Genomic DNA, 26,447 nt, shown 5'->3' with positions numbered 1-26,447 from the left:
TACTGAATCTCAACTGGTTTTTGTATTCGGATCGTCGGCCAGTGCCTGATCGACACGTTCGAGCAGGTCGCGAACCTGCTCGCGGGTGGCACCACCGGCAGGTGTTTCGGGGCGTTCCTGGTTGTGCAGCAGGTCATGGGTGATGTTCAGCGCAGCCATTACCGCGATACGGTCGGCACCGATCACTTTGCCGCTGCTGCGGATTTCACGCATTTTGCCATCCAGGTAGCGCGCGGCGCTGACCAGGTTGCTGCGCTCTTCAGGCGGACAGATGATCGAATATTCTTTGTCGAGGATCTGAACGGTGACGCTATTGCTTGAACTCATGAGTCTTGCTCCAGGGCCTTGAGTCGCAAAATCATCGATTCGACCTTACGCCGGGCGATTTCATTTTTTTCGATGAGGTGGGCGCGCTCCTCGCGCCAGGACTTTTCCTGAGCTTGTAGGAGTGCATTTTGCCGTTTTAGTTGCTCGACTCGCTCAATCAGCTGTTCGAACCGGCCCATCAGCGTTTGCAGATCGTTCTCTTGCATTGGTCGCACTCGATTCGCTCTGGCGGGTGATTGCCTGGTTTATGCCCAGGTCAGCTCCGAGTTGGCCACGTCGATAGTCTTGGCGCGCCTGCCGGTGCTAGGATACAAGGTCTTCATTCTAGTCATTGCGCCGTCTGGCGCCTAGTTGCCCATGCCTAATACCAATTCGCCGTACACCGCTTTCGCCACCTTGCTCAGCAGCAATGGGCATCCTGTCTCGCCTGCCGAACTGCACGGCCTGTTGCTCGGCCGCAGCTGCGCCGGTGCCGGCTTCGACGCCGAAGCCTGGTTGGCGGATGCCGCCCAGCTGCTGGAGTCGGAGCCGGCCGACAACGTTCGTAACGCCTTGATCGGCCTGCAGGAAATGGTCAAGGGCGAACTCACCGGTGAAGATATCACCATCGTCCTGTTGCTGCCGGGCGACGAGTTGCCGTTGGCTGAGCGCGCTCAAGCGCTGGGCCAGTGGTGCCAGGGCTTTCTGACCGGTTTTGGCCTGAACTCCGGCGGTTTGGTGCTGAGCACCGAAGCCAAGGAAGTGCTCGGTGACCTGGATGCGATTTCCCAGGTTCAGGATGCCCTGGAAGAGTCCGAAGACGGCGAAAGCGACTATATGGAAGTCATGGAGTACCTGCGCGTCGCACCGCTGCTGCTGTACACGGAGCTGGCCAAGCCGGCCGAGCCTGCGGCCAAACCTTCGTTGCACTGATCAATCAGGAAGCACCACTGCCCATGAGCCATATCCCCAAGTCGGAATACGCCCGTCGACGCAAGGCGCTGATGGCGCAGATGGTGCCCAACAGTATTGCCATCCTGCCGGCCGCTGCCGTTGCCATTCGCAACCGCGACGTCGAGCACGTGTACCGACAGGACAGCGACTTCCAGTACCTCAGCGGCTTCCCCGAGCCGGAGGCGGTAATTGCCCTGATCCCCGGCCGCGAGCACGGCGAATATGTGCTGTTCTGCCGCGAGCGCAATCCGGAGCGCGAGCTGTGGGACGGGCTGCGTGCGGGCCAGGAAGGGGCGGTGCGCAACTATGGTGCGGATGACGCCTTTCCCATCACCGATATCGACGACATCCTGCCCGGTCTGATCGAAGGCCGTGACCGGGTGTATTCGGCCATGGGCAGCAACCCGGAATTCGACCGTCACCTGATGGAGTGGATCAACGTGATCCGTTCCAAGGCCCGTCTTGGTGCCCAGCCGCCGAACGAATTCGTTGCCCTGGATCATCTGCTGCACGACATGCGCCTGTATAAATCGGCGGCAGAGGTCAAAGTGATGCGTGAGGCCGCGGCCATTTCCGCTCGTGCCCATATACGCGCCATGCAGGCCTGCCGCGCAGGCTTGCATGAGTACAGCCTGGAAGCCGAGCTGGATTACGAATTTCGCAAGGGCGGGGCAAAGATGCCGGCGTACGGCTCGATTGTCGCGGCCGGGCGCAACAGCTGCATCCTGCACTATCAGGAAAACGATGCGCCGCTCAAGGACGGTGACCTGGTGTTGATCGACGCCGGTTGCGAGATCGACTGCTATGCCAGCGACATCACCCGTACCTTCCCGGTCAGCGGCCGGTTCTCGCCGGAGCAAAAGGCGATCTATGAACTGGTGCTCAGAGCGCAGGAGGCCGCCTTTGCGGTGATTGCACCGGGCAAGCACTGGAACCATGCCCACGAGGCGACGGTGCAGGTGATCACCGAAGGGCTGGTGGAACTGGGCCTGCTCAAGGGCAAGGTGCAGGAGCTGATCGACAGCGAAGCCTACCGGGCGTTTTACATGCACCGCGCCGGTCACTGGCTGGGCATGGATGTGCATGACGTCGGTGAGTACAAGGTGGGTGGGCAGTGGCGCGTGCTTGAACCCGGCATGGCCCTGACCGTGGAGCCTGGAATCTACATCGGTGCCGACAATCAGGATGTTGCGAAGAAATGGCGCGGCATTGGTGTACGTATCGAGGATGACGTAGTGGTAACCAGACAGGGCTGTGAAATCCTGACCTCAGGTGTGCCGAAGACGGTCGCTGAAATCGAAGCGCTGATGGCTGCCGCGCGCAGTGTGGCGGCATGAGCCGGGTCAATCTGGCAATCATTGGCGGCGGTCTGGTCGGAGCCAGCCTGGCGCTGGCCTTGCAGGCCGGGGCCAAGGCCCGTGGGTGGAAGATCCTGCTGATCGAACCCTTTGCGCCGGGCGATACCTTTCAACCCAGCTATGATGCGCGCTCTTCGGCGTTGTCGTTCGGTACCCGGCAGATCTACGAGCGTCTGGGCCTGTGGCAGGCCATCAGCCGCCGCGCCGAGCCGATCCGCCAGATCCAGGTATCCGACCGCGGCCGTTTTGGCGCCACTCGCCTGGATGCGCTGGAGGAGGGCGTTCCCGCCCTGGGTTACGTGGTGGAAAACGCCTGGCTGGGTCAATGCCTGTGGAAAGGCCTGGATGCCGACGTGGTGAGCTGGCGCTGTCCGGCTGAAGTGACGACCCTGCAGGCGCTGGAAGATGGCTACAGGTTGACGCTCAACGACGACACGATGGTCGAGTGCGACCTGGCCGTACTGGCCGATGGTGGGCGTTCCGGCTTGCGCGAGCAGTTGGGTATCCATGTCAGCCAGCGGCCTTACAACCAGAGTGCGCTGATCGCCAACATCACCCCGAGCGAAGCCCATTGCGGCCAGGCCTTCGAGCGTTTCACCGACGAAGGGCCGATGGCACTGTTGCCATTGCCGGAAAACCGCTGCGCGCTGGTCTGGACCCGCGTCGGCATGGATGCCAAGCGCCTTGCCGAACTGGACGAGCGCAGCTTCCTGAGTGAATTGCAGGGGGTGTTCGGCTACCGTCTGGGCACCTTGCGCCAAGTCGGTGCCCGGCACCTGTACCCGCTGTCGCTGGTCGAGGCGCAGGAGCAGGTGCGCCCGCACCTGGTGGTGCTGGGTAACGCCGCGCACAGCCTGCACCCGATTGCCGGGCAAGGTTTCAACCTGTCGCTGCGTGATGTGCAGTCGCTGGCTGAAGGCCTGTTGGCAGGCCCTGCCGTGCCGGGTGACTTTGCTACCCTGCAGGCCTATCGCGAACGCCAGCGCCTGGACCAGGACCTGACCGTGGGCTTCTCCGACCGGGTCACCCGCCTGTTCGGCAGCGCTCAGCCGCTGATCGCCACCGGGCGTAACCTGGGGCTGCTCGGGCTGGACCTGTTGCCCCCTGCCAAACGTTGGTTCGCACGACAGGCCATGGGCCTGGGAACCCGTCCGGACCTACGGAGCTGAGCATGGCCGACGCAAGGAAACTGGCACGGCGTGCGCGTATGCTGCGCTGGCTGCTGAACTGCTATCCACCCTACATCGGGGCCGGCATTCGCGTGCAGAGCATCAGCGCGGATTTTTGCCAGGTGAAGGTGCGCATGGGCCTGTCGCGGTTCAACCGCAATTATGTCGGCACCCAGTTTGGCGGCAGCCTCTACTCGATGGTCGATCCGTTCTACATGTTGATGCTGATGCAGCTGTTGGGACGCGAATACATCGTCTGGGACAAGGCCGCCAGCATCGACTTCATCGCACCGGGCAAAGGCCCGGTGTTTGCCGATCTGCGCATTGACGAGGGCTTGCTGACCGAGATTCGTGAGCACACCGCAGGCGGCAAGAAATACCTGCCACGACTTCAGGTCGATATCCGTGACGCTGCTGGTGAACTGGTGGCACGGGTCGACAAAACCCTTTATGTGCGGCTCAAGCCGCAAGCGAGACAGGCTTAAGGCATGGAAATGCGCGCAGATCTGTTGATTGTCGGTGCCGGTATGGTCGGCAGCGCCCTGGCCCTGGCGTTGCAGCACAGCGGCCTGGAAATTCTCCTGCTTGATGGCAGCCCGATGTCTGTCCCGCCGTTTGACGCGCAGTCGGCCTTCGAGCCGCGGGTCAGTGCCTTGTCGATGGCCAGTCAGCGCATCCTTGAACGTCTGGGCGCTTGGCAAGGTGTCAGCGCACGACGCCTGAGCCCGTATTCGGACATGCGCGTATGGGATGGCAGCGGTACCGGGCAGATCCACTTCTCGGCCGCCAGTGTGCACGCCGAGGTGCTCGGGCACATCGTCGAGAACCGGGTGGTGCAGGACGGTCTGCTGGAGCGACTGCACGACAGCGAGATCGGCTTGCTGGCCAATGCGCGCCTGGAGCAGATGCGCCGCTCCGGTGACGACTGGCTGCTGACCCTTGCCGATGGCCGTACCCTGCGCGCGCCGCTGGTGATTGCTGCCGACGGCGCGAACTCGGCGGTACGCCGCCTGACCGGCTGTGAAACCCGCGAATGGGACTACCTGCACCACGCCATCGTCACCAGCGTACGCTGCGCTGAACCCCACCAGGCCACCGCCTGGCAGCGTTTTACCGATGACGGCCCGCTGGCCTTCCTGCCATTGCTGCGTGACGGTCGGCAGGACTGGTGCTCGATTGTCTGGTCGACCACACCGGAGCAGGCCGAGCACCTGATGAAGCTGGATGATGCCGCGTTCTGCGCCCAACTTGAACGCGCCTTCGAAGGACGCCTGGGTGCTGTGCTGCAGACCGATCCCCGCGTCTGTGTGCCACTGCGCCAGCGTCATGCCAAACGTTATGTGGCCGAAGGCCTGGCCCTGATTGGAGATGCCGCGCACACCATTCACCCGCTGGCCGGGCAGGGGGTCAACCTGGGTTTTCTCGATGCGGCAGTACTGGCCGAAGAGCTTTTGCATGCCTACGAGCGTGGTGAGCAACTGGCCGATGTGCGCGTATTGAGCCGGTACGAACGCCGGCGCATGCCGCATAACCTGGCGCTGATGGCGGCGATGGAAGGTTTCGAGCGCTTGTTCCAGGCCGACCCCTTGCCGCTGCGTTGGCTGCGCAACACCGGTTTGAAGTGGGTTGAGCAATTGCCCGAAGCCAAGGCCTTGTTCGTGCGTCAGGCCTTGGGCCTGAGCGGCGATTTGCCGGAGCTGGCGCGCGTCTGAATGGGCAGCAACATCTGGTAACTCCTCCCTTGTGAGTTCGGTTGAGAAGGCAAATGGGATTAACTACCATTTGCGCCTTAATTGAATTCCGAGGACTGCACCATGTTGCCACGCAAGCACGTATTGGCCGCCCTGGCTCTGACTCTGTTGGGCGGAACCGCCCAGGCGGCAGACGAGGTGGTGGTGTATTCCTCGCGCATCGACGAGCTGATCAAGCCGGTGTTTGATGCCTACACCGCCAAGACCGGGGTCAAGATCAAGTTCATCACCGACAAAGAGGCGCCGCTGATGCAGCGGATCAAGGCCGAGGGGCAGAATGCCACTGCCGACCTGCTGCTGACCGTCGATGCTGGCAACCTTTGGCAGGCAGAGCAGATGGGCATTCTGCAGCCGATCAAGTCCGAAGTGATCGACGCCAACATTCCCCCGCAATATCGCGCCTCGTCCCACGACTGGACTGGCCTGAGCCTGCGTGCCCGGACCATTGCCTACTCCACCGACCGGGTCAAACCCGAAGAGCTGAGCACCTACGAAGCCCTGGCGGACAAGAACTGGGAAGGTCGCCTGTGCCTGCGTACGGCGAAGAAGGTCTACAACCAGTCGCTGACCGCCACCCTGATCGAAACCCACGGCGAGCAGAAAACCGAAGAAATCATCAAGGGCTGGGTCAACAACCTGTCCACCGATGTGTTCTCCGACGACACCGCCTTGCTGCAGGCCATCAATGCCGGCCAGTGCGACGTCGGTATCGTCAACACCTACTACTACGGTCGCCTGCACAAGGAAAACCCGAAGCTGGCGGTCAAGCTGTTCTGGCCTAACCAGGCTGACCGTGGCGTGCACGTCAACCTCTCGGGCATTGGCCTGACCAAGTACGCACCGCATCCTGAGGCCGCCAAAAAACTGGTCGAGTGGATGACCGGTGAAGAGGCACAGAAGATTTTCGCCGGTGTGAACCAGGAATTCCCGGCCAACCCGAAAGTCGCTCCCTCTGAAGAAGTCGCGGCCTGGGGTAGCTTCAAGGCTGACACCATCCCGGTCGAAATCGCCGGCAAGCGTCAGGCAGAAGCCATTCGCCTAATGGATCGGGCTGGCTGGAACTAAGCGCAAGGCTTTATCCTTTCGGGGCCTGGTCAGGCCCCATTCGCTGACAAGGCCGGCGCCCGCGTTTCAACACCTGGGGGCCCGGCCTTGTTTGCGATCGACCGCCACGCGGTCGTCATTACTGCACAGAGAGTTCCTTTTGGCTCACCCCGCCCAACGCCGCTGGTATCCCCTGGTTTTCGCCATTGCCGCCCTGGTGCTGCTGCCGCTGAGTGTACTGCTGTTGTCCTGGCAGTCGGTCGACATGCAGATCTGGTCGCACCTGCTCGATACCCAGATGAGCCGTTTGCTGGGCAATACCCTGACCCTGATTGCCGGTGTCGGCGTGGGCGTCACCGTGTTGGGTGTGAGCCTGGCCTGGCTGACCAGCCTGTGCGAGTTCCCCGGTCGGCGCTGGCTGGACTGGGCGCTGATGCTGCCGTTTGCCATTCCGGCTTACGTCCTGGCGTTTGTCTTCGTCGGCCTGCTGGACTTTGCCGGGCCGGTGCAAACCCTGCTGCGTGAGGCGTTCGGGCCGATGCGTTTGCCGCGGGTACGCTCCACCGGCGGGGTGATCATCGTGCTGGTGCTGGTGTTTTACCCCTATGTCTACCTGCTGGCGCGTACCGCGTTCCTCGCTCAGGGCAAGGGCCTGATGGAGGCGGCGAGGGTATTGGGGCATTCGCCGCTGCAAGCATTCTGGCGGGTGGCAATACCGATGGCGCGACCGGCCATCGGCGCCGGTGTTGCCTTGGCGTTGATGGAAACCCTGGCCGATTTCGGTGCGGTATCGGTGTTCAACTTCGATACTTTCACCACTGCGATCTACAAGACCTGGTATGGCTTCTTCAGCCTGTCGAGTGCCGCGCAACTGGCCAGCCTGCTGCTGCTGGCGGTGATGCTGGTGCTCTACGGTGAACGCCGGGCCCGGGGTGCCGTGCGTGGCAGCAATGAACGACCCCGAGCCAATGCGCTGTATCACCTGCGTGGGGTCAAGGCGTTGGCTGCTTCAAGCTGGTGCCTGTTGGTGTTTGCCTGCGCCTTCGTCATTCCCGTGCTGCAATTGCTGGTGTGGTTCTGGCAGCGTGGCCGCTTCGACCTCGATGAGCGCTACACCAACCTGATCCTGCACACCCTCTACCTGGGGGCGATGGCCGCGCTGATTACCGTGTGTGTGGCGCTGGTACTGGCGTTTGCCCGCAGGCAGGCGCCGACGCAAGGCATTCGCGCCGGCGTCGGCCTGGCTAACCTGGGGTATGCCTTGCCGGGCTCGGTATTGGCAGTGTCGATCATGTTGGCCTTCAGCTACCTGGACAATCAGTTGGTGGTGCCGCTGTCTAGCTGGTTGGGTGGGGCGGGCAGGCCGCTGTTGCTGGGTAGCCTGTTTGCCTTGCTGCTGGCGTACCTGGTGCGCTTCATCGCCGTGGCCTACGGCCCGCTGGAAAACAGCCTTGAGCGGATTCGTCCGTCGCTGCCCGAGGCCTCCCGTAGCCTTGGGGTCGGTGGGCCACGATTGTTTATCAAGGTGTATCTGCCTTTGCTGGTTCCTGGTGCCTTGAGCGCCGCTTTGCTGGTGTTTGTCGATGTGCTCAAGGAAATGCCGGCCACCTTGCTGATGCGTCCGTTTGGCTGGGACACGCTGGCCGTGCGCATCTTTGAAATGACCAGCGAAGGCGAGTGGGCACGGGCGTCGTTACCCGCGCTAACGCTTATTCTGGTCGGCCTGCTACCGGTTATCGGGTTGATTCGACGTTCGTCCCGACACCTCGGTCAAACGCGCTGAGGGTGCCAGCGTCCAAGCTTGCAGCTACAATGCGCGGCATTCTGTGGTCGGTCTTACAGACCGGGTAGCGCAAACGCTGCCTAAAGCCGAAGCCTCGCCACGCCCGGAAGGAGAAACCCATGGGACTGCGCACGCCTCTTTATGACCTGCACCTGGCGCTAGGCGCCAAGATGGTCGATTTTGGCGGTTGGGACATGCCGTTGCACTATGGCTCGCAGGTCGAAGAGCACCATCAGGTGCGCCGTGACTGCGGGGTATTCGATGTTTCCCACATGACCGTTATCGATGTAACGGGCGATGACGCCCCCGTCTGGTTACAGCGCCTGCTGGCTAACGATGTTGCACGACTGGACGAAGTGGGCAAGGCCCTGTACAGCACCATGCTCGATGAGCAGGGCCGGGTTATCGACGACATGATTGTCTACCGGTGCGAGAACGGCTACCGCCTGGTGGTCAACGCAGCCACCCGGGACAAGGACCTTGCCTGGTTGAACGCCTGCGCAGGCGATTTCAATGTGACGCTCAACGAACGACCGGAACTGGCCATCCTGGCGATCCAGGGGCCCGAGGCACGCGCCAAGGTTGCCGAGCTGGTCTCTGCCCCCAGGGCAGCGCTGATCCGCGACCTCAAGCCTTTTGAAGGCCGCGCCGAAGGCGACTGGTTTATCGCCCGTACCGGGTACACCGGCGAAGACGGCCTGGAGATGATTTTTCCGGCGGTACAGGCTCCGGCGTTTTTCAACGACCTGGTGGGTGCCGGGATTGCCCCGAGTGGCCTCGGTGCACGCGATACCCTGCGCCTCGAGGCCGGGATGAACCTGTATGGCCAGGACATCGACCAGGCCCACACCCCGCTGACCTCGAACCTGGGCTGGAGTGTCGCCTGGGAGCCAGCCGAGCGAGACTTCATCGGTCGTAGCGGCTTGCTGGCGGAAATCGAGCACGGCGTTGAGCAAAAAATGGTCGGCCTGGTGCTGGAGGAGCGCGGCGTACTGCGTGCTCATCAGGTCGTGCGTGTCGCTGGTATTGGCGAGGGGGAGATCACTAGTGGTAGCTTCTCACCTACGCTGAGCAAATCCATCGCCCTGGCGCGGGTGCCAATGGCAACCGCCGATCGTGCCGAGGTGGAGATTCGTGGCAAGTGGTACCCGGTGCGAGTGGTCAAACCGACTTTCGTGCGCCATGGCAAGATTTTGATCTGAACCTATTCTGGCGGGCCTACCGCTGACCCTATTGAGGAAAACAAGATGAGCAATATCCCCGCCGACCTGCGTTTTGCCGAAAGTCACGAGTGGGCCAAACTGGAAGCCGACGGCACAGTAACCGTGGGCATCAGCGATCACGCCCAGGAAGCCCTGGGCGACGTGGTGTTCGTCGAGCTGGCGGAAGTCGGCAAGGTATTCGCTGCTGGCGATGCTGCCGGTGTGGTCGAGTCGGTAAAAGCTGCTTCGGACATCTATGCGCCGGTCAGTGGTGAAGTCATCGCTGTGAACGAGGACCTGGGAGACAGCCCTGAGTCGCTGAACAGCGATCCTTACGGCAGCTGGATCTTCAAACTCAAGCCAAGCAACACCGCCGAGCTGGACAAACTGCTCGATGCTGGCGGCTACGCTGCTGCCATCGGCGAATAGTTTTCACACAAAGCGGCAATCTCTTCCTAGACTCAATATGCCTCGACTGGTCGAGGCTTGGTCTAGGAAGAGAGAGCCGCTATGTCCCAGTCGCCGTCCCTGAGCCAACTGCACGACCCTAATCCGTTTTTGCGTCGCCACCTGGGGCCTGATGCCTCGGAGCAGCAGGCGATGCTCCAGGCCCTTGGCCTGGCCAGTCGCAGCGAACTGATCGAGCAGACTGTGCCACCGGGCATTCGCCTGAGTGGGCCACTGGAGCTGCCTGCCGCGCTGGATGAGCAGGCCGCCCTCGCCAAACTCAGGGGGTATGCCGAACAGAATCAGGTGTGGACCAGCCTGATCGGCATGGGCTACCACGGTACTGTCACGCCCACCGTCATACTGCGCAACGTCCTTGAGAACCCGGGCTGGTATACCGCCTATACCCCCTATCAGCCGGAAATTGCCCAGGGGCGCCTTGAAGCTTTGCTGAACTTTCAGCAGATGATCATCGACCTCACCGGGCTCGATCTGGCTAACGCCTCGTTACTCGATGAAGCCACGGCGGCGGCTGAAGCCATGGCCCTGGCCAAACGCATGGCCAAGTCGAAAAGCAATGTGTTCTTTGCCGATGAGCACTGCCATCCACAGACCCTGTCAGTGCTGCATACCCGCGCCGAGGGCTTTGGTTTTGAGCTGGTCGTCGATGCGGTGGATAACCTTGGCAATTACCAGGTGTTCGGAGCGTTATTGCAGTATCCCGATACCCATGGAGAAATCCGCGACCTGCGGCCCTTGATCGAGCAACTGCACAAACAACAGGCATTGGCCTGTGTCGCCGCCGATTTGCTCAGCCTGCTGATGCTGACGCCACCAGGTGAGCAGGGCGCCGACGTGGTACTGGGCACGACACAGCGCTTTGGCGTGCCGATGGGCTATGGCGGTCCCCACGCAGCCTACTTTGCCTGCCGCGATGCCTTCAAGCGAGCCATGCCCGGGCGCATCATCGGCGTGTCCAAGGATGCGCGCGGCAATGTCGCGTTGCGCATGGCCCTGCAGACCCGCGAGCAGCATATCCGCCGCGAGAAGGCCAACTCCAATATCTGCACGGCGCAGGTGCTGCTGGCCAACATTGCCGCCTTCTATGCGGTGTATCACGGTCCGGAAGGCTTGCAGCGTATCGCCCAGCGCGTGCACGCGCTGACCTTCGTGCTGGCAGCCGGGCTGGAGAGTAAAGGCATCAAGCGCCTCAATGAGCACTTCTTCGACACCCTGACCCTTGAAGTTGGCGGCAGCCAGACGGCGATCATCGAAAGTGCCGAAGCCGCGCAGATCAACCTGCGTATCCTCGGGCGCGGCCAGTTGGGCGTAAGCCTCGACGAGACCTGTGACGAAGCTACCGTGCTGCGGCTGTTCGATATCTTCCTGGGCGCCGACCACGGCCTGGATATCGCCACCCTCGATGCACAAGCCTTGCCGGAAGGTATTCCGGCAGCACTGGTCCGGCGCACCACGTTTCTCGCGCATCCGGTGTTCAACCTGCACCACAGCGAAACCGAGATGCTGCGTTATCTCAAGCAGCTGGAGAACAAAGACCTGGCGTTGAACCAGTCGATGATTCCGCTGGGCTCCTGCACCATGAAACTCAACGCCAGCAGCGAGATGATCCCGATCACCTGGCCAGGTTTTGCCTTGCTGCACCCCTTTGCACCCGCCGGGCAGGTGCAGGGCTACAAGGCAATGATCGATGAGCTGGAGGCCTGGCTCTGCGCGATCACCGGTTTCGATGCCATCTGCATGCAACCCAACTCGGGCGCCCAGGGCGAGTACGCCGGGTTGATGGCGATTGCCAAGTACCACCGTAGCCGCCATCAGCATCAGCGGAACATCTGTCTGATCCCTTCATCTGCGCATGGCACCAATCCGGCATCGGCGCAGATGGCCGGCATGCAGGTGATGATTGTCGAGTGCGACGAGGCCGGCAACGTCGACCTCGGGGACCTCAAGGCAAAGGCGCTCGCGGCGGGCGAACGGCTGTCCTGCCTGATGGCGACTTACCCTTCGACCCACGGCGTCTACGAAGAGGGTATCAGCGAGATCTGTGAAGTTATCCACAAGCAGGGTGGCCAGGTTTACATGGATGGCGCCAACCTCAATGCGCAGGTGGGCCTGGCGCGGCCGGCCGATATCGGTGCCGATGTGTCGCATATGAACCTGCACAAGACCTTTTGCATCCCCCACGGTGGTGGTGGCCCCGGGATGGGGCCGATTGGTGTGCGTGCCCACCTGGCGCCGTTTGTCGCCAGTCACCCGGTTGTCCCGGTGCCAGGGCCGGACCCGAAAAATACTGCGGTGAGTGCAGCCCCTTGGGGCAGTGCGAGCATCCTGCCAATCAGCTGGATGTACATCGCCATGATGGGGCCGCAACTGGCCGATGCCAGCGAAGTGGCGATTCTCTCGGCCAATTACCTTGCCGAGCGGTTGGGTGGCGCATTCCCGGTGCTGTATCGCGGGCGTAATGAGCGCGTGGCGCACGAGTGCATTCTCGATCTGCGGCCATTGAAGGCCTTGACCGGAATCAGCGAGGAGGATGTGGCCAAGCGCCTGATGGATTACGGGTTCCATGCACCGACCATGTCGTTTCCGGTGCCGGGTACCTTGATGGTCGAGCCGACCGAGAGCGAGTCCAAGGCCGAGCTGGATCGCTTTATCGAGGCGATGCTGAGTATCCGTGCGGAAATCCAGCAAGTGCAGGACGGTAACTGGCCCGCAGAAGACAACCCGCTCAAGCATGCGCCACATACCCTGGCGGATGTGCTGGGCATCTGGGAGCGTCCCTACAGCATTGCCCAGGGTGTTGCGCCCAGCGACCATGTGCGTATGCACAAGTACTGGCCGGCAGTGAACCGGGTAGACAACGTGTTCGGTGACCGCAACCTGTTCTGTGCTTGTGTACCGGTGGATGAGTACCGGGCGTAGCGCTGCTTCTTCGCGGGTGAACCCGCTCCCACAGGTCCATTGCACTTCCCCTGTGGGAGCGGGTTTACCCGCGAAGGCTTCTAGTTAACTGTCCAGGTTTTGGGGTCAGTCCACTACAGCATTTTTGGCCAGGATCGCGTTGGCCAGGTCCATGTCGCTGACGTTGAGATCCGGGTTTTCAGCGCGGGCAGTGCGCATGGCCGCTTCCAGGTAGGGGCCGCGAATGGCGCCTTCGCTGGCGACAAAGCTGCTGGCATCATCCTGCGCGGCTGCGACCAGCTTGTGGTCCTTGGACGTCAGGTAGGTGGAGCCGGTGGTTGCGCCGGAGGTAATTACATTGCGCCAGAATGTATCGGCCATGGCCGAACCGACAGGCAGGGAAAGCAGGGCAAGGGTTGCGACTGCAACGTTGAGACGCATCGAGGGTGACTCCAACTGAGGTGAACTGGCCGATTGGATTGGTTCGCCCGAATCTAGTTCCCTGGCGCCACGCTCAATACTTCTGCCCGCGTGGTCAGGCCGGCAGCCACTTTCTGTTCACCGCTCTGCAGCAAGCTGAGCAGACCTTCTTCTGCGGCTTTCCGGCGCAGCAGGGCGAGGTCGGTATCGTGGCAAATACCGGCTTTGAGGGCAGTGCTTATCCTCAGTAGTTCATGAATGGCGCTGCGGCCGTGATAACCGGTCTGCCGACACGCGTTGCAGCCGGCGGCGCTGTAGCCACTCCTTTCGTTCGGTACTTTGCACACCGCGCAGAGGGTGCGCACCAGGCGCTGAGCCAACACACCGATCAGCCCGGCGTTGATCAGGTGCGGCGCTACCCCCAGCTCAATCAAGCGGCTGATCGCACTGCAAGCATCGTTAGTGTGCAAGGTCGACAGGACCAGATGGCCGGTCAATGCTGCCTGGAAGGCCACCTGGGCCGTTTCCAGGTCACGGATCTCGCCAATCATGATGATGTCCGGGTCTTGGCGCAGCAGGGCCCGGGCGCCTTCGGCAAAGCCCAGGTCGATGGCCGGGTGGACCTGCAGTTGATTGAACCGGGGTTCAACCATTTCGATCGGGTCTTCAACCGTGCACACATTCACCTGAGGCGTTGCCAGGTACTTCAGGGTGGCGTAAAGGGTACTGGTCTTGCCGGACCCGGTCGGCCCTGTGACCAGGATCAGGCCGTGGCGCTGGCCGATCATGGCCTGCCAGCATGCCAGGGTGTCGCCTGCAAGGCCCAACTGGTGGAAGTCGTGCTGCATCAGGTGCGGGTCGAAAATGCGCATCACCAGCTTCTCGCCGAAGGTGGTTGGCAGGGTCGACAGGCGTAGCTCAACATCGTTGCCGGCCGGCAGGCGCGTCTTGATCCGGCCATCCTGAGGCCGGCGTTTTTCAGCCACGTTCATACGCCCGAGGGTTTTCAGGCGACTGACCACGGCCAGGGTGACTTCCGCCGGAAACTGATAGACCGGGTGCAGCACCCCATCAATGCGAAAGCGCAATTGCCCCTGGTCCCGCCTGGGTTCCAGATGGATATCACTGGCCCGTTGATCGAACGCGTATTGCAGCAGCCAGTCGACGATGGTGACGATATGGGCATCATCGTCTTCTGATCGCTGACCTTGCGCGCCCAGCTCAAGCAGGTGCTCGAGGTTGCCTGGCGAGGCGGCCCCTCTCTGTTGGCGGCTGGCACCATTGACCGAATGAGCCAGGTGAAAGAACGCCTGGCTGAACTGGCGAATCTGTACCGGGCTGGCCAGCACATGCCTGATCGGGCGGCGCAATACCTGGGCCAGGTCGGCTTCCCATGATCTGACATAGGGTTCGGCGCTGGCCACCGTGACGCCCTGGGCGTCATCGGCAATCACCAGGATGCCGTGACGTTGAGCAAAGGTGGCAGACATCAGGCCAGTGGTTGCCACCAGGTCGAGTTGCAGCGGATCGATGTGCAGGTAGGGCAGCCCGCTGCGCCTGCCCAGCCATTGACACAGGGTTTCCAGATTCAGGCGCTGACCCGGTTGGCGAGGGTCAGGCAAAGCCTGGTGGGCGACGTGTTCGAGTGGGTGGGTATCGCTGGCGGTAGCTTGAGCGCGCAGTGCCTGGACGGCGTCATGGCTGATGAGCCGGGCATCAAGCAGGTCGCCCAGCAGGCACTCGAGCGTCAGCCTGCGGTCCTTTTGGCTGACAGTCATGTGGCGTCCTTGCCTTGCTGCCTGAAGGGGTGGCAATCACAAGCTTAGCTGGCTGTGGGGAATAGCAAGGCCCGGATGCATTTCCAGGCGTGTCCCGGTTCAGTCCGGGCGATGGGCCAGCGCCAGGACCACCTCGTCGACACAAATCAGGTTGCGCATTTTTTGTGCAATCAACTCGGCCCGGTGCCAGCTCAGGCCGCCAATCTCGAGCTCTACCTCCAGCACATCGTCGCACTGGTTCATCACCACCTTGTGTGGCGTCAGAAACTGCAGGGCAAACAGGTTCAGCACCCGGCAGAGGCTGTCTGGCTCGGCTTCGACCTGCAGCTGGTAGCGCACGTAGCTAAGGGCGCTGCTGGCCGCCCAGACGTCGTCACGCAACGGGGTGACAGGGCTGTCGAAGCGTTCAAGTGCGCTCATGAGATTCTCCGGTATCAGTGCGAGAGATTTTTACATGCGCACGCGGGAATTTTTTCTCTAAGATCAGCGAGTATGGCGAGTTATTGAATTGAATAATTCGTCTTGGTGCATAGAAAGGAAATTATTATGCAAAGCGAATTGGACGCTTATGACCGACGTATCCTGGCCCTGTTGCAAGAGGATGCTTCGCTTTCCAGTGCGCAGATTGCCGAACGCGTAGGGCTGTCGCAGTCACCGTGCTGGCGGCGGATTCAGCGCCTGAAGGAGGAGGGGGTGATTCGCGGGCAGGTGACCCTGCTTGACCGCAAGAAGATCGGCCTGAATACGCAGATTTTCGCCGAGGTAAAACTCAACGCCCACGGTCGCTCCAACTTCACCGAATTCACCGAGGCGATCCGCGGTTTTGAAGAAGTGCTGGAATGCTATGTGCTGATGGGGGCGGTGGATTTCTTGCTGAGGATCGTCACCCCGGACATCGAAGCCTACGAACGGTTCTTCTTCGAAAAGCTGTCGATGGTGCCGGGGATCCAGGAGGTCAACTCGATCGTGGCCTTGTCTGAAATCAAGTCCACGACGAGTCTACCTGTGCTGCGCTAGGGCTTACTTGCGCAGCAGGTGTTTCCAGCCACGGCTCTGGAACACGGCCATGACCTGTTGGGCACGGGCGTCCAGCACTTCGGTGCGCACGTCTGCTTCCACTTCGTCGCTGATCGGCAAGTTGGCCAGTTCGTGCAGTTTGTTCAGTTCACCGAACAGGCGGTCCAGGTCCGGGCTTTCCAGTACCTGACGGGCATGGTGCAACCAGGCCAACAGGCGCTCGATACGCGGCAGTTGCTCGGCCAGGTCTTCCGGCTGGCGATGGTACAGCGGCAGGTTCAGCGCCTTGGCTTCGTCAGCCAGCAGTACGTTCAGCCAGTTGGCCAACTGGGCAGCGCCCTGGCGGTCGCCGCGCTTGTTGCGCTCGACGGTCCAGCCGCGGGCCAGCAGCCAGCGCGAGGTTTCCAGGGAGAACTGACCCCAGCGGGTGTCGAGCAGCTCTTCGGCGAACTGTTCCGGCGCGGCGCGGCGTACGTCTTCGTCGTCGTTTCCGGCCAATACCAGTGGGCGCCAGTCTTCGAGCAGGGCATCGAGGCTGCTGCGCAGGGCCGCCGTGGTGGTACGCGGCGCCGCCTGGCCAAGGCTGCTGGCCAGGGCGCGCAGTTCGGCGAGGGCCTGCACCCAGTCTTGCAGCAGGCGCCAGTGGCCGTTGAAGCGATACTGCTCAGCCAGGCGCTGGCTGGCGCCGAGCAATTGCAGGGCGAGCGCGGCAAAGGCGTCATCTACCGACATTTCGGCGCTGAGCTCGCTTGCGGTCAGGCTCAAGGCGTAGCTGGCCGGGTCGAGCAGGCGATAGCCGCGTTCGGCCTTGCTGATGTCGCAAGGGAACAGCGGCAGGCTGGCGGACAGCTCGGCAGCCAGTTCCAGCAGCGCCTCGGGCTCACCTTCGCGCAGCTCCAGTTCCAGCTCGCAGATTTCTTCTTTCTGCTTGCCCGCGACCACTGTGCCCAGGTCCAGGGCTGCCTCGATCACTACTTTGGACTTGCCGCGGCCCCAGGCAATTTCCGCGTATTCGCGGGTGAAGTCGGTGGTGAACAGCGCCTTGATGGTCTTTTTGTCCAGCTCGGCCAGTTCGGCCGGCCAGCAGGTGTCGTCGAGCTTCTTCAGGTCCAGTTTGGCCTTGGGCAGCTCCCATTCGTGTTCGTTGCGCTGCGACAGGCCGGCGACGCTCTGGCCGCGGGTCTTGAGGGTCTGAATGACCACATCGCCGTCGCGGCGCAGGCGCAGGGCGACCTTGGCTGCAGCCAGGTCACGCTCGGGGGTGTCGAAGTACTGGTTAAGCAGCTCGCGCTGCTGCCAGCCGGACTTGTTGCGCTTCTTCAGCAATGGGTGCTCGCGCAGGGCGGCGAGCGTCTCGCGGCTGACCCGCAGTTTGATTTCGGTTTCTTTGTGCATTGCTGGGTAATCCAGGCTCGGATGACAGGGAGCGTCTTGGCCGTGCAGTGTACAGGACTCGGCCGTCGACGGTTTATTCCAGGTGCCCGATGGCCCTATGATGGGTTTCGTCCCGAGGAGAACGCGCATGCCGTTGCCATCGCTCAAAGACCAGTTTGCCGCGCTGATTGCCGCACCCTCGGTCAGCTGTACCCAACCTGCGCTGGACCAGTCCAACCGTGCGGTGATCGACCTGCTGGCCGGGTGGCTGGGCGACCTCGGTTTTGACTGCGACATCCAGCAGGTGAACCCGGGCAAGTTCAACCTGCTGGCGTCTTATGGCAGTGGCCCGGGCGGTCTGGTGCTGGCCGGGCACAGCGATACGGTGCCATACGATCCTCAGTTGTGGAGCACCGACCCGCTCAAGCTGACCGAAGTCGATGGTCGTTGGGTGGGCCTTGGCAGCTGCGACATGAAAGGCTTCTTCGCCCTGATCATCGAGGCCGTGCAGCCGCTGCTGGCCCATGATTTCAAACAGCCTTTGCTGATCCTTGCCACCTGCGACGAAGAGAGTTCGATGTCGGGTGCCCGCGCATTGGCCGAGGCTGGCCGGCCGTTGGGGCGGGCGGCAGTGATCGGTGAGCCGACCGGGCTCAAGCCGATCCGCCTGCACAAGGGGGTGATGATGGAGCGCATCGACATCCTCGGGCGCAGTGGCCATTCGTCGGATCCCAGTCTTGGCCATAGCGCGCTGGAAGCCATGCATCAGGTGATGGGTGAGCTGATGGGCTTGCGCCGGCAATGGCAGAAGGAATTCAACAATGCCCAGTTCAGCGTGCCGCAACCGACCCTGAACTTCGGCTGCATCCATGGCGGCGACAACCCCAACCGGATATGCGGGCAATGTGCACTTGAGTTCGACCTGCGGCCGCTGCCGGGGATGGACCCGCAGGCCCTGCGAGCGGCGATTCGCCAGAAGCTGGTGCCGCTGGCCGAGCAGCATCAGGTGCAGATCGAATACGCGCCGTTGTTCCCCGAAGTGCCGCCCTTCGAGCAGGCCGCCGATGCGGAACTGGTCAAGGTAGCCGAACGTCTTACCGGTCATCGCGCCGAAGCGGTAGCCTTTGGCACTGAAGCGCCTTATCTTCAGCGACTGGGCTGCGAAACCCTGGTGTTGGGCCCCGGCGACATCGCCTGTGCCCATCAGCCGGGCGAGTACCTTGAAATGTCACGCTTGCAGCCTACTGTGCGTCTATTGCGTGAACTGATTGAACATTATTGCCTGAGCCCGGTAATTGCCCGCTGAGTTCAGCCGTTTTCCCCAAGGAGATTGCGCGTGACGCCAAGCCTGTTCCGACGATAACCCTTCGAGCGCTGTGTGCTTTCCCGTTTTTGTCCAATTTTTTACAGGCTCTTTGGTTATGCCCGATTACGTCAACTGGCTGCGTCATGCTTCGCCTTACATCAACGCTCACCGGGAATGCACCTTTGTGGTCATGTTGCCCGGCGACGGCGTCGAACATCCCAACTTCGGCAACATCGTCCACGACCTGGTGCTGCTGCACAGCCTTGGGGTTCGGCTGGTGCTGGTGCACGGTTCGCGCCCGCAGATCGAAACCCGCCTGAGCAGTCGCGGCCTGACCCCGCACTACCATCGCGGCATGCGCATCACCGATGCCGCCACGCTGGAGTGCGTGATCGATGCGGTGGGGCAGTTGCGCATCGCCATTGAAGCGCGCCTGTCGATGGACATGGCCGCCTCGCCGATGCAGGGCTCGCGGCTGCGCGTGGCCTCCGGCAACCTGGTGACGGCGCGGCCGATCGGTGTGCTCGAAGGGGTCGACTATCACCATACCGGTGAAGTGCGCCGGGTTGACCGCAAAGGCATCAATCGCCTGCTCGACGAGCGTTCGATCGTGCTGTTGTCGCCTCTGGGCTATTCGCCCACCGGGGAAATTTTCAACCTCGCCTGCGAAGACGTCGCAACCCGCGCCGCCATCGAGCTGGAAGCCGACAAGTTGCTGCTGTTCGGCGCTGAGCGCGGCTTGCTCGATGAGCAAGGGCGGCTGGTGCGTGAACTGCGTCCGCAGCAGGTTCCCGCGCACCTGGCGCGCTTGGGCAGCGATTATCAGGGTGAACTGCTCGATGCCGCCGCCGAGGCCTGCCGTGGTGGCGTGGCGCGTAGCCATATCGTCAGTTACGCCGAAGACGGCGCCTTGCTCACCGAGCTGTTCACCCGCAATGGCGGTGGCACCCTCGTGGCCCAGGAGCAGTTCGAGAAGGTGCGTGAAGCGGAAATTGAAGATGTCGGTGGTCTGCTTGACCTGATCAGCCCGCTGGAAGAGCAGGGCATCCTGGTACGTCGCTCGCGTGAGGTGCTGGAGCGCGAGATCGAGCAGTTCAGTGTGGTCGAGCGGGAAGGCATGATTATCGCCTGTGCGGCGCTGTACCCGATTGCAGACTCCGAAGCCGGCGAGCTGGCGTGCCTGGCGGTCAATCCCGAGTATCGTCACGGCGGGCGCGGTGATGAGTTGCTTGAGCGTATCGAGACGCGGGCGCGGGAGATGGGCCTCAACACTCTGTTTGTACTGACGACCCGGACGGCGCACTGGTTCCGCGAGCGGGGCTTCGTACCCAGCGGGGTCGAGCGGCTGCCGGCGGCCAGGGCTTCGCTGTACAACTATCAGCGCAATTCGAAGATTTTTGAGAAGACGTTGTAACGCCCGTAGGAACGGATAAATCCCTTCGCGGGTAAACCCGCTCCCACAGGAGTATGTCCCTGTGGGGGCGGGTTTACCGGACCGCCGCGAAGCGGTTGTTACACGGTATGCAGGTACCAGTTGTACTCGAGGTCGGAGATGGAGTGTTCGAACTCCTCCAGCTCGCTCTCTTTACAGGCCACGAAGATATCGATGTATTTCGGGTCGATGTACTTGGCCAGGATCTCGCTGTCATCCAGCTCGCGCAGTGCATCACGCAAGTTGTTCGGCAGGCTCTGCTCGTTCTGCTCGTAGGAGTTGCCTTCGGTCGGCTCGCCCGGCTCGACCTTGTTGGTCAAACCATGGTGAACGCCGGCCAGCACGGCAGCCATCAGCAGGTACGGGTTGGCGTCGGCACCGGCTACACGGTGTTCGATGCGCACGGCATCCGGTGAGCCGGTCGGCACACGCAGGGCCACGGTACGGTTGTCCAGGCCCCAGCTCGGCGAGTTGGGGACGTAGAACTGGGCACCGAAACGGCGGTACGAGTTGACGTTCGGGCACAGGAACGCCATCGACGCCGGTAGGGTCTCGAGCACACCGCCGATCGCGTGACGCAGTGCGGCGTTCTGCTCGGGATCCTCGCTGGTGAAGATGTTCTTGCCATCTTTGTCCAGCACCGAGATATGGACGTGCAGACCATTACCCGCCTGGCCCGGATAGGGCTTGGCCATGAAGGTGGTGTCCATCTCATGGTCGTAGGCAATGTTCTTGATCAGGCGCTTGAGCAGTACCGCGTAGTCGCAGGCCTTCATCGGGTCGGCAACGTGGTGCAGGTTGACTTCGAACTGTGCAGGGGCGCTTTCCTTGACGATGGCGTCGGCAGGAATGCCTTGCTCCTTGGCGCCTTCGAGGATGTCCTGCAGGCAGTCGACATACTCGTCGAGGTCGTCGATCAGGTAAACCTGGGTCGAAATCGGGCGTTTGCCGGAAATTGGCGAGCGCGGTGGCTGTGGACGGCCGTTCACGTTCTCCTGGTCGATCAGGTAGAACTCAAGTTCAAAGGCGGCGCAGATAGTCAGGCCCAGCTCGTCGAACTTGGTCACGACCTGACGCAGGACTTCCCGCGGGTCGGCAAAGAACGGCTCGCCTTCGAGTTCGTGCATGGTCATCAGCAACTGAGCGGTCGGGCGCTTCTGCCAAGGCTCGTTGGACAGGGTATCGGGGATCGGATAGCAGATGCGGTCGGCATCGCCGATGTCCAGGCCCAGGCCGGTACTTTCGACGGTCGAACCGTTGATATCCAATGCGAAGAGGGAGGCCGGCAGGTTGATGCCTTTCTCGTAAACCTTGTGGAGGCTGGTGCGCTCAATGCGCTTGCCACGCACCACACCATTCATATCTGCAATCAGAAGGTCAACGTAGAGAACCTCAGGATGTTCCTTAAGGAACGCGTTCGCTTCGTTAAGCTGAACGGCACGCGGGGGTACCGACATGATGCAACACCTTTGTTGTTAAAAATATCAATCAATGGGGGCTTGCAGCTCCAGTCAATCGGAAAGCCCTACTGAAGTCAAGCCAACCCCATGATGCCCTAAAATGGCCCTCGAGCGGCATTTTTGCTGCAATTAAGGGCGCAGACAATCGCTGCTTTCGTACGATACGAGCGGTTTTGAGCATGCCGTGTTCTATTTTTTACGGGGGTGTTGTGTAAAAAAATGAACAAGGCTAAGCTCGGTGGCAACCCATAACATCAATAATACCGGGGGTTACATGTCACGCTTGCCGACAACCGGCATCACCGTCTGCCGCTCGCAGATCGGTCTGCACGCATTCTACGCGGGCGGCTTTCGCCGCGCGCCAGCATCCTGCACCCCGGCTGAAATAATTGACGGCCCGGGCAGCCTGCCCGTTGTCGCCACCTCTTTGAATACCTTATGCCTTCACTATAGCGGCCCTCGCCGCGGTATGCCCTCGCGTGGCTTTTGCTTTAGCGTTGCCCGGCATCCAGAATGTCTGGGACGGCCCACTCCGGGTGTCCTGACGACAGTCCAGACATTTACCTCCTGAGGTATTTATGAGTAACAACCTCGACCAGCTCACCGATTGGTTGAAAGAACACAAGATCACTGAAGTGGAGTGCTTGATCAGCGACCTCACCGGGATCACGCGTGGCAAGATTTCTCCAACCAACAAGTTCATTGCCGAAAAAGGCATGCGCTTGCCCGAGAGCGTCCTGCTGCAAACCGTTACTGGCGACTACGTCGATGACGACATCTATTACGAACTGCTGGACCCGGCCGACATCGACATGATCTGCCGGCCAGACGAGAACGCGGTGTTTCTCGTACCGTGGGCGATCGAGCCGACCGCCCAGGTGATCCACGATACCTACGACAAGCAGGGCAATCCGGTTGAGCTGTCGCCGCGCAACGTGCTCAAGAAGGTGCTGAAACTCTATGCCGACAAAGGCTGGCAGCCCATCGTGGCGCCAGAAATGGAGTTTTACCTGACCAAGCGTTGCGAAGACCCGGACTTCCCGCTGCAGCCGCCGATCGGCCGATCGGGGCGCCCGGAGACCGGTCGTCAGTCGTTCTCTATTGAAGCCGCCAACGAATTCGATCCGCTGTTCGAAGACGTCTATGACTGGTGCGAACTGCAGAACCTCGACCTGGACACGCTGATCCACGAAGACGGCACTGCGCAGATGGAAATCAACTTCCGTCACGGCAATGCCCTGGCCCTGGCCGACCAGATCCTGGTGTTCAAGCGGACCATGCGTGAAGCGGCGCTCAAGCACAACGTCGCGGCCACCTTCATGGCCAAGCCGATGACCGGTGAGCCTGGCAGCGCCATGCACCTGCACCAGAGCATCATCGACGTGCACACCGGCAAGAACATCTTCTCTGATGAAGACGGGCGCATGAGTGAGTTGTTCCTCAACCATGTGGGCGGTCTGCAGAAGTTCATCCCGGTGGTGTTGCCGCTGTTCGCACCGAACGTCAACTCGTTCCGCCGCTTCCTGCCCGACACCTCGGCGCCGGTAAACGTGGAGTGGGGCGAAGAAAACCGCACCGTTGGCCTGCGCGTTCCGGATGCCGGCCCGCAGAACCGCCGCGTCGAGAACCGTTTGCCGGGCGCCGATGCCAACCCGTACCTGGCGATCGCCGCCAGCCTGCTGTGCGGCTATATCGGCATGGTCGAAGGCATCAAGCCCAGCGCACCGGTACAGGGCCGTGGCTATGAGCGACGCAACCTGCGCCTGCCGCTGACCATCGAGGACGCGCTGGAGCGCATGGAGAACTGCCAGGCACTGGAACCGTACCTGGGCAAGAAATTCATCACCGGCTACGTCGCGACCAAACGCGCCGAGCATGAAAACTTCAAACGCGTAATCAGCTCCTGGGAACGTGAGTTCCTGCTGTTTGCGGTCTGATCAACCCGGAGCCGCAGGAGTGCGGCCGTCAGAAAACGGAGAAGCACATGAGCGTCAACAACCCGCAAACCCGTGAGTGGCAAGCTTTGAGCGGCGAGCATCACCTGGCGCCTTTCAGCGATTACAAACAGTTGAAAGAGAAGGGGCCGCGAATCATCACAAAAGCTCAAGGCGTGCACCTGTGGGACAGCGAGGGCAACAAGATCCTCGACGGCATGGCTGGCTTGTGGTGCGTTGCCGTTGGCTATGGCCGTGAGGAGCTGGTTGAGGCCGCTTCCAAGCAGATGCGTGAACTGCCGTACTACAACCTGTTCTTCCAGACGGCTCACCCACCGGCACTGGAACTGGCCAAGGCCGTTTCCGACGTAGCGCCGGAAGGTATGACCCATGTGTTCTTCACCGGCTCCGGCTCTGAAGGCAATGACACCATCTTGCGCATGGTTCGCCACTACTGGGCGGTCAAGGGCAAGCCGAACAAACAAGTGATCATCGGCCGCATCAACGGCTACCACGGCTCCACCGTGGCCGGCGCTGCCCTGGGTGGCATGAGCGGCATGCACGCCCAGAGCGGCACATTGCCGGGCATCGTGCACATCCCGCAACCGTACTGGTTCGGTGAAGGTGGCGACATGACTCCGGATGAGTTCGGGGTCTGGGCCGCCGAACAGCTGGAGAAGAAAATCCTCGAAGTCGGCGAAGACAATGTCGCTGCCTTTATTGCCGAGCCTATCCAGGGCGCTGGCGGGGTGATCATTCCGCCAGATACCTACTGGCCGAAGATCAAGGAGATTCTGGCCAAGTACGACATCCTGTTCATCGCCGATGAAGTGATCTGCGGTTTCGGTCGTACCGGCAAGTGGTTTGGCTCCAATTACTACGATCTCAAACCCGACCTGATGACCATCGCCAAAGGTCTCACCTCCGGTTACATCCCCATGGGCGGTGTGATCGTACGTGACGAAGTGGCGCGTGTGGTCAGTGAAGGCGGTGACTTCAACCACGGCTTCACTTACTCGGGTCACCCGGTGGCGGCCGCTGTGGGCCTGGAAAACCTGCGGATTCTGCGCGATGAAAAAATTATCGAGCAGGTCGAGGAAGAAACGGCACCGTATTTGCAAAAACGTTTGCGCGAGTTGAACGATCACCCGCTGGTTGGCGAAGTGCGTGGCCTGGGCATGCTCGGTGCAATCGAGCTGGTCAAGGACAAGGCAACGCGGGCGCGTTACGAAGGTCAGGGCGCAGGCATGATCTGCCGGCAGCACTGCTTCGACAATGGCCTGATCATGCGCGCCGTGGGCGACACCATGATCATTGCACCACCGCTGGTCATCAGCCGTGAAGAGATCGACGAGCTGGTTGAAAAGGCACGCAAATGCCTGGACTTGACGCTTGAGGCGCTGAAATAGCCAAGTGCTAGGCTAGCCTAATGGCATCATCGTGTTTCGAGGCGCGCGTTGGTTGAAAGTGCGCCTTGTAACTTGCCAGACTAGCGACTGTTTCAGTCGCCCGACAGCCGGCCACTGAACAGATGGCTAAATAAAAAATTCTGGAGCATTACGCATGAAGAAATTGGGCAAGACGTTGTTGGCTATGTCCCTGATGGGCGCCATGGCCAGTGCTGTTCAGGCGGATGACAAAGTGCTGCATGTGTACAACTGGTCGGACTACATCGCGCCAGACACCGTCGCCAACTTCGAGAAGCAAACCGGCATCAAGGTCGTTTACGACGTCTTCGACAGTAACGAAACCCTGGAAGCCAAACTGCTGGCCGGCAAGTCCGGTTACGACGTGGTCATCCCGTCGAACAACTTCCTGGCCAAACAGATCCACGCCGGTGTTTACCAGGAGCTGGACAAGTCCAAGCTTCCTAACTGGAAGAACCTCGATCCTGCACTGCTCAAGGCCGTTGGCGATGCCAGCGACCCAGGCAACAAGTACGCCTTCCCGTACATGTGGGGTTCGATCGGCATCGGCTACAACCCGGAGAAGGTCAAGGCCGCGCTGGGCGTGGACAAGATCGATTCGTGGGACGCCGTGTTCAAGCCTGAGAACATTGCCAAGCTCAAGAGCTGCGGTGTGAGCTTCCTCGATGCACCGACCGAGATGATTCCGGCTGCGCTGCACTACCTGGGCCTGCCGAGCGACAGCACCAAGAAGGAAGACCTGAAGAAGGCTGAAGAGCTGTTCCTCCAGATCCGTCCTTCGATCACCTACTTCCACTCGTCCAAGTACATCTCGGACCTGGCCAACGGCAACATTTGCGTCGCCGTGGGTTACTCGGGTGACCTGGAGCAGTCCAAGGCCCGTGCGCATGAGGCCGGCGACAAGGTCAAGCTGAGCTACACCATTCCGAAGGAAGGTGCAGGTACCTTCTACGACATGGTCGCCATTCCGAAAGACGCCGAGAACGTCGAGGCCGCTTACAAGTTCATGGACTTCCTGCTGCAACCGGAAGTAATGGCCGGCATCACCAATGCCGTGCGCTTCCCGAACGGCAACCTGGCGGCCACCCCGCTGGTGGACAAAGAGATCACCAGCGATCCTGCCATCTACCCGTCCGATGAAGTGAAGGCCAAGCTGTACGCCATCAAAGCGCCGGAAAAAGCTGCCCAGCGTGATATCACGCGTAGCTGGACCAAAATCAAATCGGGCAAATAATTCCCCGGTTTTCCTCCCGGATGCTGCGAAAGCGGCGTCCGAGAGGGCTTGAAGGGCAAATTTTTTTTTGCCGAGTGGGTGTATCGAAGGTAAGTTGCGCGCCGGTTTGCTTGTCCGGCAGGGATTACTGCC

The 26,447-nt window shown here is 61.2% G+C and carries 23 protein-coding genes; 16 read left to right on the top strand and 7 right to left on the bottom strand.

Going from position 1 to position 26,447, the window contains the following annotated elements; genetic code table 11:
* Window positions 1-9 precede the first annotated feature (9 nt).
* Both DM813_RS02270 and DM813_RS02265 read right to left on the bottom strand, forming a co-directional pair.
* The gene (locus DM813_RS02270) at window positions 10-327 is read right to left on the bottom strand and encodes a cell division protein ZapA (RefSeq protein ID WP_128321824.1); all 318 of its coding nucleotides are present in this window, start codon (window positions 325-327) and stop codon (window positions 10-12) included.
* Entirely contained in the window at window positions 324-533 is a 210-nt protein-coding gene (locus DM813_RS02265; RefSeq protein ID WP_128321823.1) for a TIGR02449 family protein, read from the bottom strand. Before DM813_RS02265 ends, DM813_RS02270 begins: the two co-directional genes overlap by 4 nt.
* 151 nt (window positions 534-684) lie before the next feature.
* Between DM813_RS02265 and DM813_RS02260 the strand changes: the two genes are divergently transcribed.
* From DM813_RS02260 to gcvP, 10 genes are all read left to right on the top strand, one after another.
* Window positions 685-1,239 (top strand): YecA family protein, encoded by a 555-nt coding sequence (locus tag DM813_RS02260; RefSeq protein ID WP_128321822.1) that lies wholly within the window; start codon window positions 685-687, stop codon window positions 1,237-1,239.
* Window positions 1,240-1,262: 23 nt separating this feature from the next.
* Window positions 1,263-2,597 carry a Xaa-Pro aminopeptidase gene (gene pepP, locus DM813_RS02255; protein ID WP_128321821.1) on the top strand — a complete coding sequence of 445 codons (1,335 nt, stop codon included), beginning with the start codon at window positions 1,263-1,265 and terminating at the stop codon, window positions 2,595-2,597.
* Window positions 2,594-3,787: a 2-octaprenyl-6-methoxyphenyl hydroxylase gene (gene ubiH, locus DM813_RS02250; RefSeq protein ID WP_128321820.1), complete on the top strand. Its 1,194-nt coding sequence runs from the start codon at window positions 2,594-2,596 to the stop codon at window positions 3,785-3,787. The genes pepP and ubiH overlap by 4 nt, the downstream gene beginning before the upstream one ends.
* Window positions 3,788-3,789: 2 nt before the next feature.
* Window positions 3,790-4,272 carry a DUF4442 domain-containing protein gene (locus tag DM813_RS02245; protein WP_128321819.1) on the top strand — a complete coding sequence of 161 codons (483 nt, stop codon included), beginning with the start codon at window positions 3,790-3,792 and terminating at the stop codon, window positions 4,270-4,272.
* A gap of 9 nt (window positions 4,273-4,281) precedes the next feature.
* Window positions 4,282-5,499: a 2-octaprenyl-3-methyl-6-methoxy-1,4-benzoquinol hydroxylase gene (locus tag DM813_RS02240; protein WP_164897204.1), complete on the top strand. Its 1,218-nt coding sequence runs from the start codon at window positions 4,282-4,284 to the stop codon at window positions 5,497-5,499.
* A 102-nt stretch (window positions 5,500-5,601) separates the two neighbouring features.
* Window positions 5,602-6,603: an extracellular solute-binding protein gene (locus tag DM813_RS02235; protein WP_128321817.1), complete on the top strand. Its 1,002-nt coding sequence runs from the start codon at window positions 5,602-5,604 to the stop codon at window positions 6,601-6,603.
* A 139-nt stretch (window positions 6,604-6,742) separates the two neighbouring features.
* Window positions 6,743-8,365 (top strand): ABC transporter permease, encoded by a 1,623-nt coding sequence (locus DM813_RS02230; protein WP_128321816.1) that lies wholly within the window; start codon window positions 6,743-6,745, stop codon window positions 8,363-8,365.
* Window positions 8,366-8,484: 119 nt separating this feature from the next.
* Window positions 8,485-9,567, top strand: coding sequence for a glycine cleavage system aminomethyltransferase GcvT (gene gcvT / locus DM813_RS02225; protein WP_128321815.1), 1,083 nt, complete (start codon window positions 8,485-8,487; stop codon window positions 9,565-9,567).
* Between the two features lie 45 nt (window positions 9,568-9,612).
* A complete protein-coding gene (gene gcvH, locus DM813_RS02220; protein WP_128321814.1) occupies window positions 9,613-9,996 on the top strand; it encodes a glycine cleavage system protein GcvH in 384 nt (127 codons plus the stop codon).
* An 81-nt stretch (window positions 9,997-10,077) separates the two neighbouring features.
* Window positions 10,078-12,954: an aminomethyl-transferring glycine dehydrogenase gene (gcvP, locus tag DM813_RS02215; RefSeq protein WP_128321813.1), complete on the top strand. Its 2,877-nt coding sequence runs from the start codon at window positions 10,078-10,080 to the stop codon at window positions 12,952-12,954.
* A gap of 105 nt (window positions 12,955-13,059) precedes the next feature.
* Here the strand turns inward: gcvP and DM813_RS02210 are convergent, their stop codons facing one another.
* The 3 genes from DM813_RS02210 to DM813_RS02200 all read right to left on the bottom strand — a co-directional run bounded on the left by DM813_RS02210 (window position 13,060) and on the right by DM813_RS02200 (window position 15,551).
* Complete coding sequence (locus DM813_RS02210) at window positions 13,060-13,374, bottom strand: DUF2388 domain-containing protein (RefSeq protein ID WP_128321812.1); 315 nt, start codon at window positions 13,372-13,374, stop codon at window positions 13,060-13,062.
* Between the two features lie 53 nt (window positions 13,375-13,427).
* Window positions 13,428-15,131 carry a GspE/PulE family protein gene (locus tag DM813_RS02205; protein ID WP_128321811.1) on the bottom strand — a complete coding sequence of 568 codons (1,704 nt, stop codon included), beginning with the start codon at window positions 15,129-15,131 and terminating at the stop codon, window positions 13,428-13,430.
* A 99-nt stretch (window positions 15,132-15,230) separates the two neighbouring features.
* Entirely contained in the window at window positions 15,231-15,551 is a 321-nt protein-coding gene (locus tag DM813_RS02200) for a hypothetical protein (RefSeq protein WP_128321810.1), read from the bottom strand.
* Window positions 15,552-15,677: 126 nt separating this feature from the next.
* On the opposite strand from DM813_RS02200, the gene DM813_RS02195 reads away from it, so the two are divergent.
* Window positions 15,678-16,148, top strand: coding sequence for an Lrp/AsnC family transcriptional regulator (locus DM813_RS02195; protein WP_128321809.1), 471 nt, complete (start codon window positions 15,678-15,680; stop codon window positions 16,146-16,148).
* A 3-nt stretch (window positions 16,149-16,151) separates the two neighbouring features.
* Here the strand turns inward: DM813_RS02195 and DM813_RS02190 are convergent, their stop codons facing one another.
* Window positions 16,152-17,543: an inorganic triphosphatase gene (locus DM813_RS02190; RefSeq protein ID WP_128321808.1), complete on the bottom strand. Its 1,392-nt coding sequence runs from the start codon at window positions 17,541-17,543 to the stop codon at window positions 16,152-16,154.
* A gap of 127 nt (window positions 17,544-17,670) precedes the next feature.
* On the opposite strand from DM813_RS02190, the gene argE reads away from it, so the two are divergent.
* Window positions 17,671-18,828, top strand: coding sequence for an acetylornithine deacetylase (gene argE, locus DM813_RS02185; protein WP_128321807.1), 1,158 nt, complete (start codon window positions 17,671-17,673; stop codon window positions 18,826-18,828).
* A 115-nt stretch (window positions 18,829-18,943) separates the two neighbouring features.
* Entirely contained in the window at window positions 18,944-20,242 is a 1,299-nt protein-coding gene (gene argA, locus DM813_RS02180) for an amino-acid N-acetyltransferase (protein WP_128321806.1), read from the top strand.
* Window positions 20,243-20,340: 98 nt separating this feature from the next.
* Here the strand turns inward: argA and DM813_RS02175 are convergent, their stop codons facing one another.
* Window positions 20,341-21,717: a glutamine synthetase family protein gene (locus DM813_RS02175; RefSeq protein WP_128321805.1), complete on the bottom strand. Its 1,377-nt coding sequence runs from the start codon at window positions 21,715-21,717 to the stop codon at window positions 20,341-20,343.
* 581 nt (window positions 21,718-22,298) lie between these two features.
* On the opposite strand from DM813_RS02175, the gene DM813_RS02170 reads away from it, so the two are divergent.
* The 3 genes from DM813_RS02170 to DM813_RS02160 all read left to right on the top strand — a co-directional run bounded on the left by DM813_RS02170 (window position 22,299) and on the right by DM813_RS02160 (window position 26,315).
* Window positions 22,299-23,657, top strand: coding sequence for a glutamine synthetase family protein (locus DM813_RS02170; protein WP_028942349.1), 1,359 nt, complete (start codon window positions 22,299-22,301; stop codon window positions 23,655-23,657).
* Between the two features lie 47 nt (window positions 23,658-23,704).
* Window positions 23,705-25,063 (top strand): aspartate aminotransferase family protein, encoded by a 1,359-nt coding sequence (locus DM813_RS02165; RefSeq protein ID WP_128321804.1) that lies wholly within the window; start codon window positions 23,705-23,707, stop codon window positions 25,061-25,063.
* 154 nt (window positions 25,064-25,217) lie between these two features.
* A complete protein-coding gene (locus DM813_RS02160; RefSeq protein WP_128321803.1) occupies window positions 25,218-26,315 on the top strand; it encodes a polyamine ABC transporter substrate-binding protein in 1,098 nt (365 codons plus the stop codon).
* The last annotated feature ends 132 nt before the right edge of the window (window positions 26,316-26,447 follow it).

The organism is Pseudomonas alkylphenolica (assembly GCF_004025535.1).
Lineage (GTDB): Bacteria > Pseudomonadota > Gammaproteobacteria > Pseudomonadales > Pseudomonadaceae > Aquipseudomonas > Aquipseudomonas alkylphenolica_A.
The sequence above is the reverse complement of the archived record's forward strand: the minus strand, read 5'-3'. Positions and strand labels throughout refer to the sequence as shown.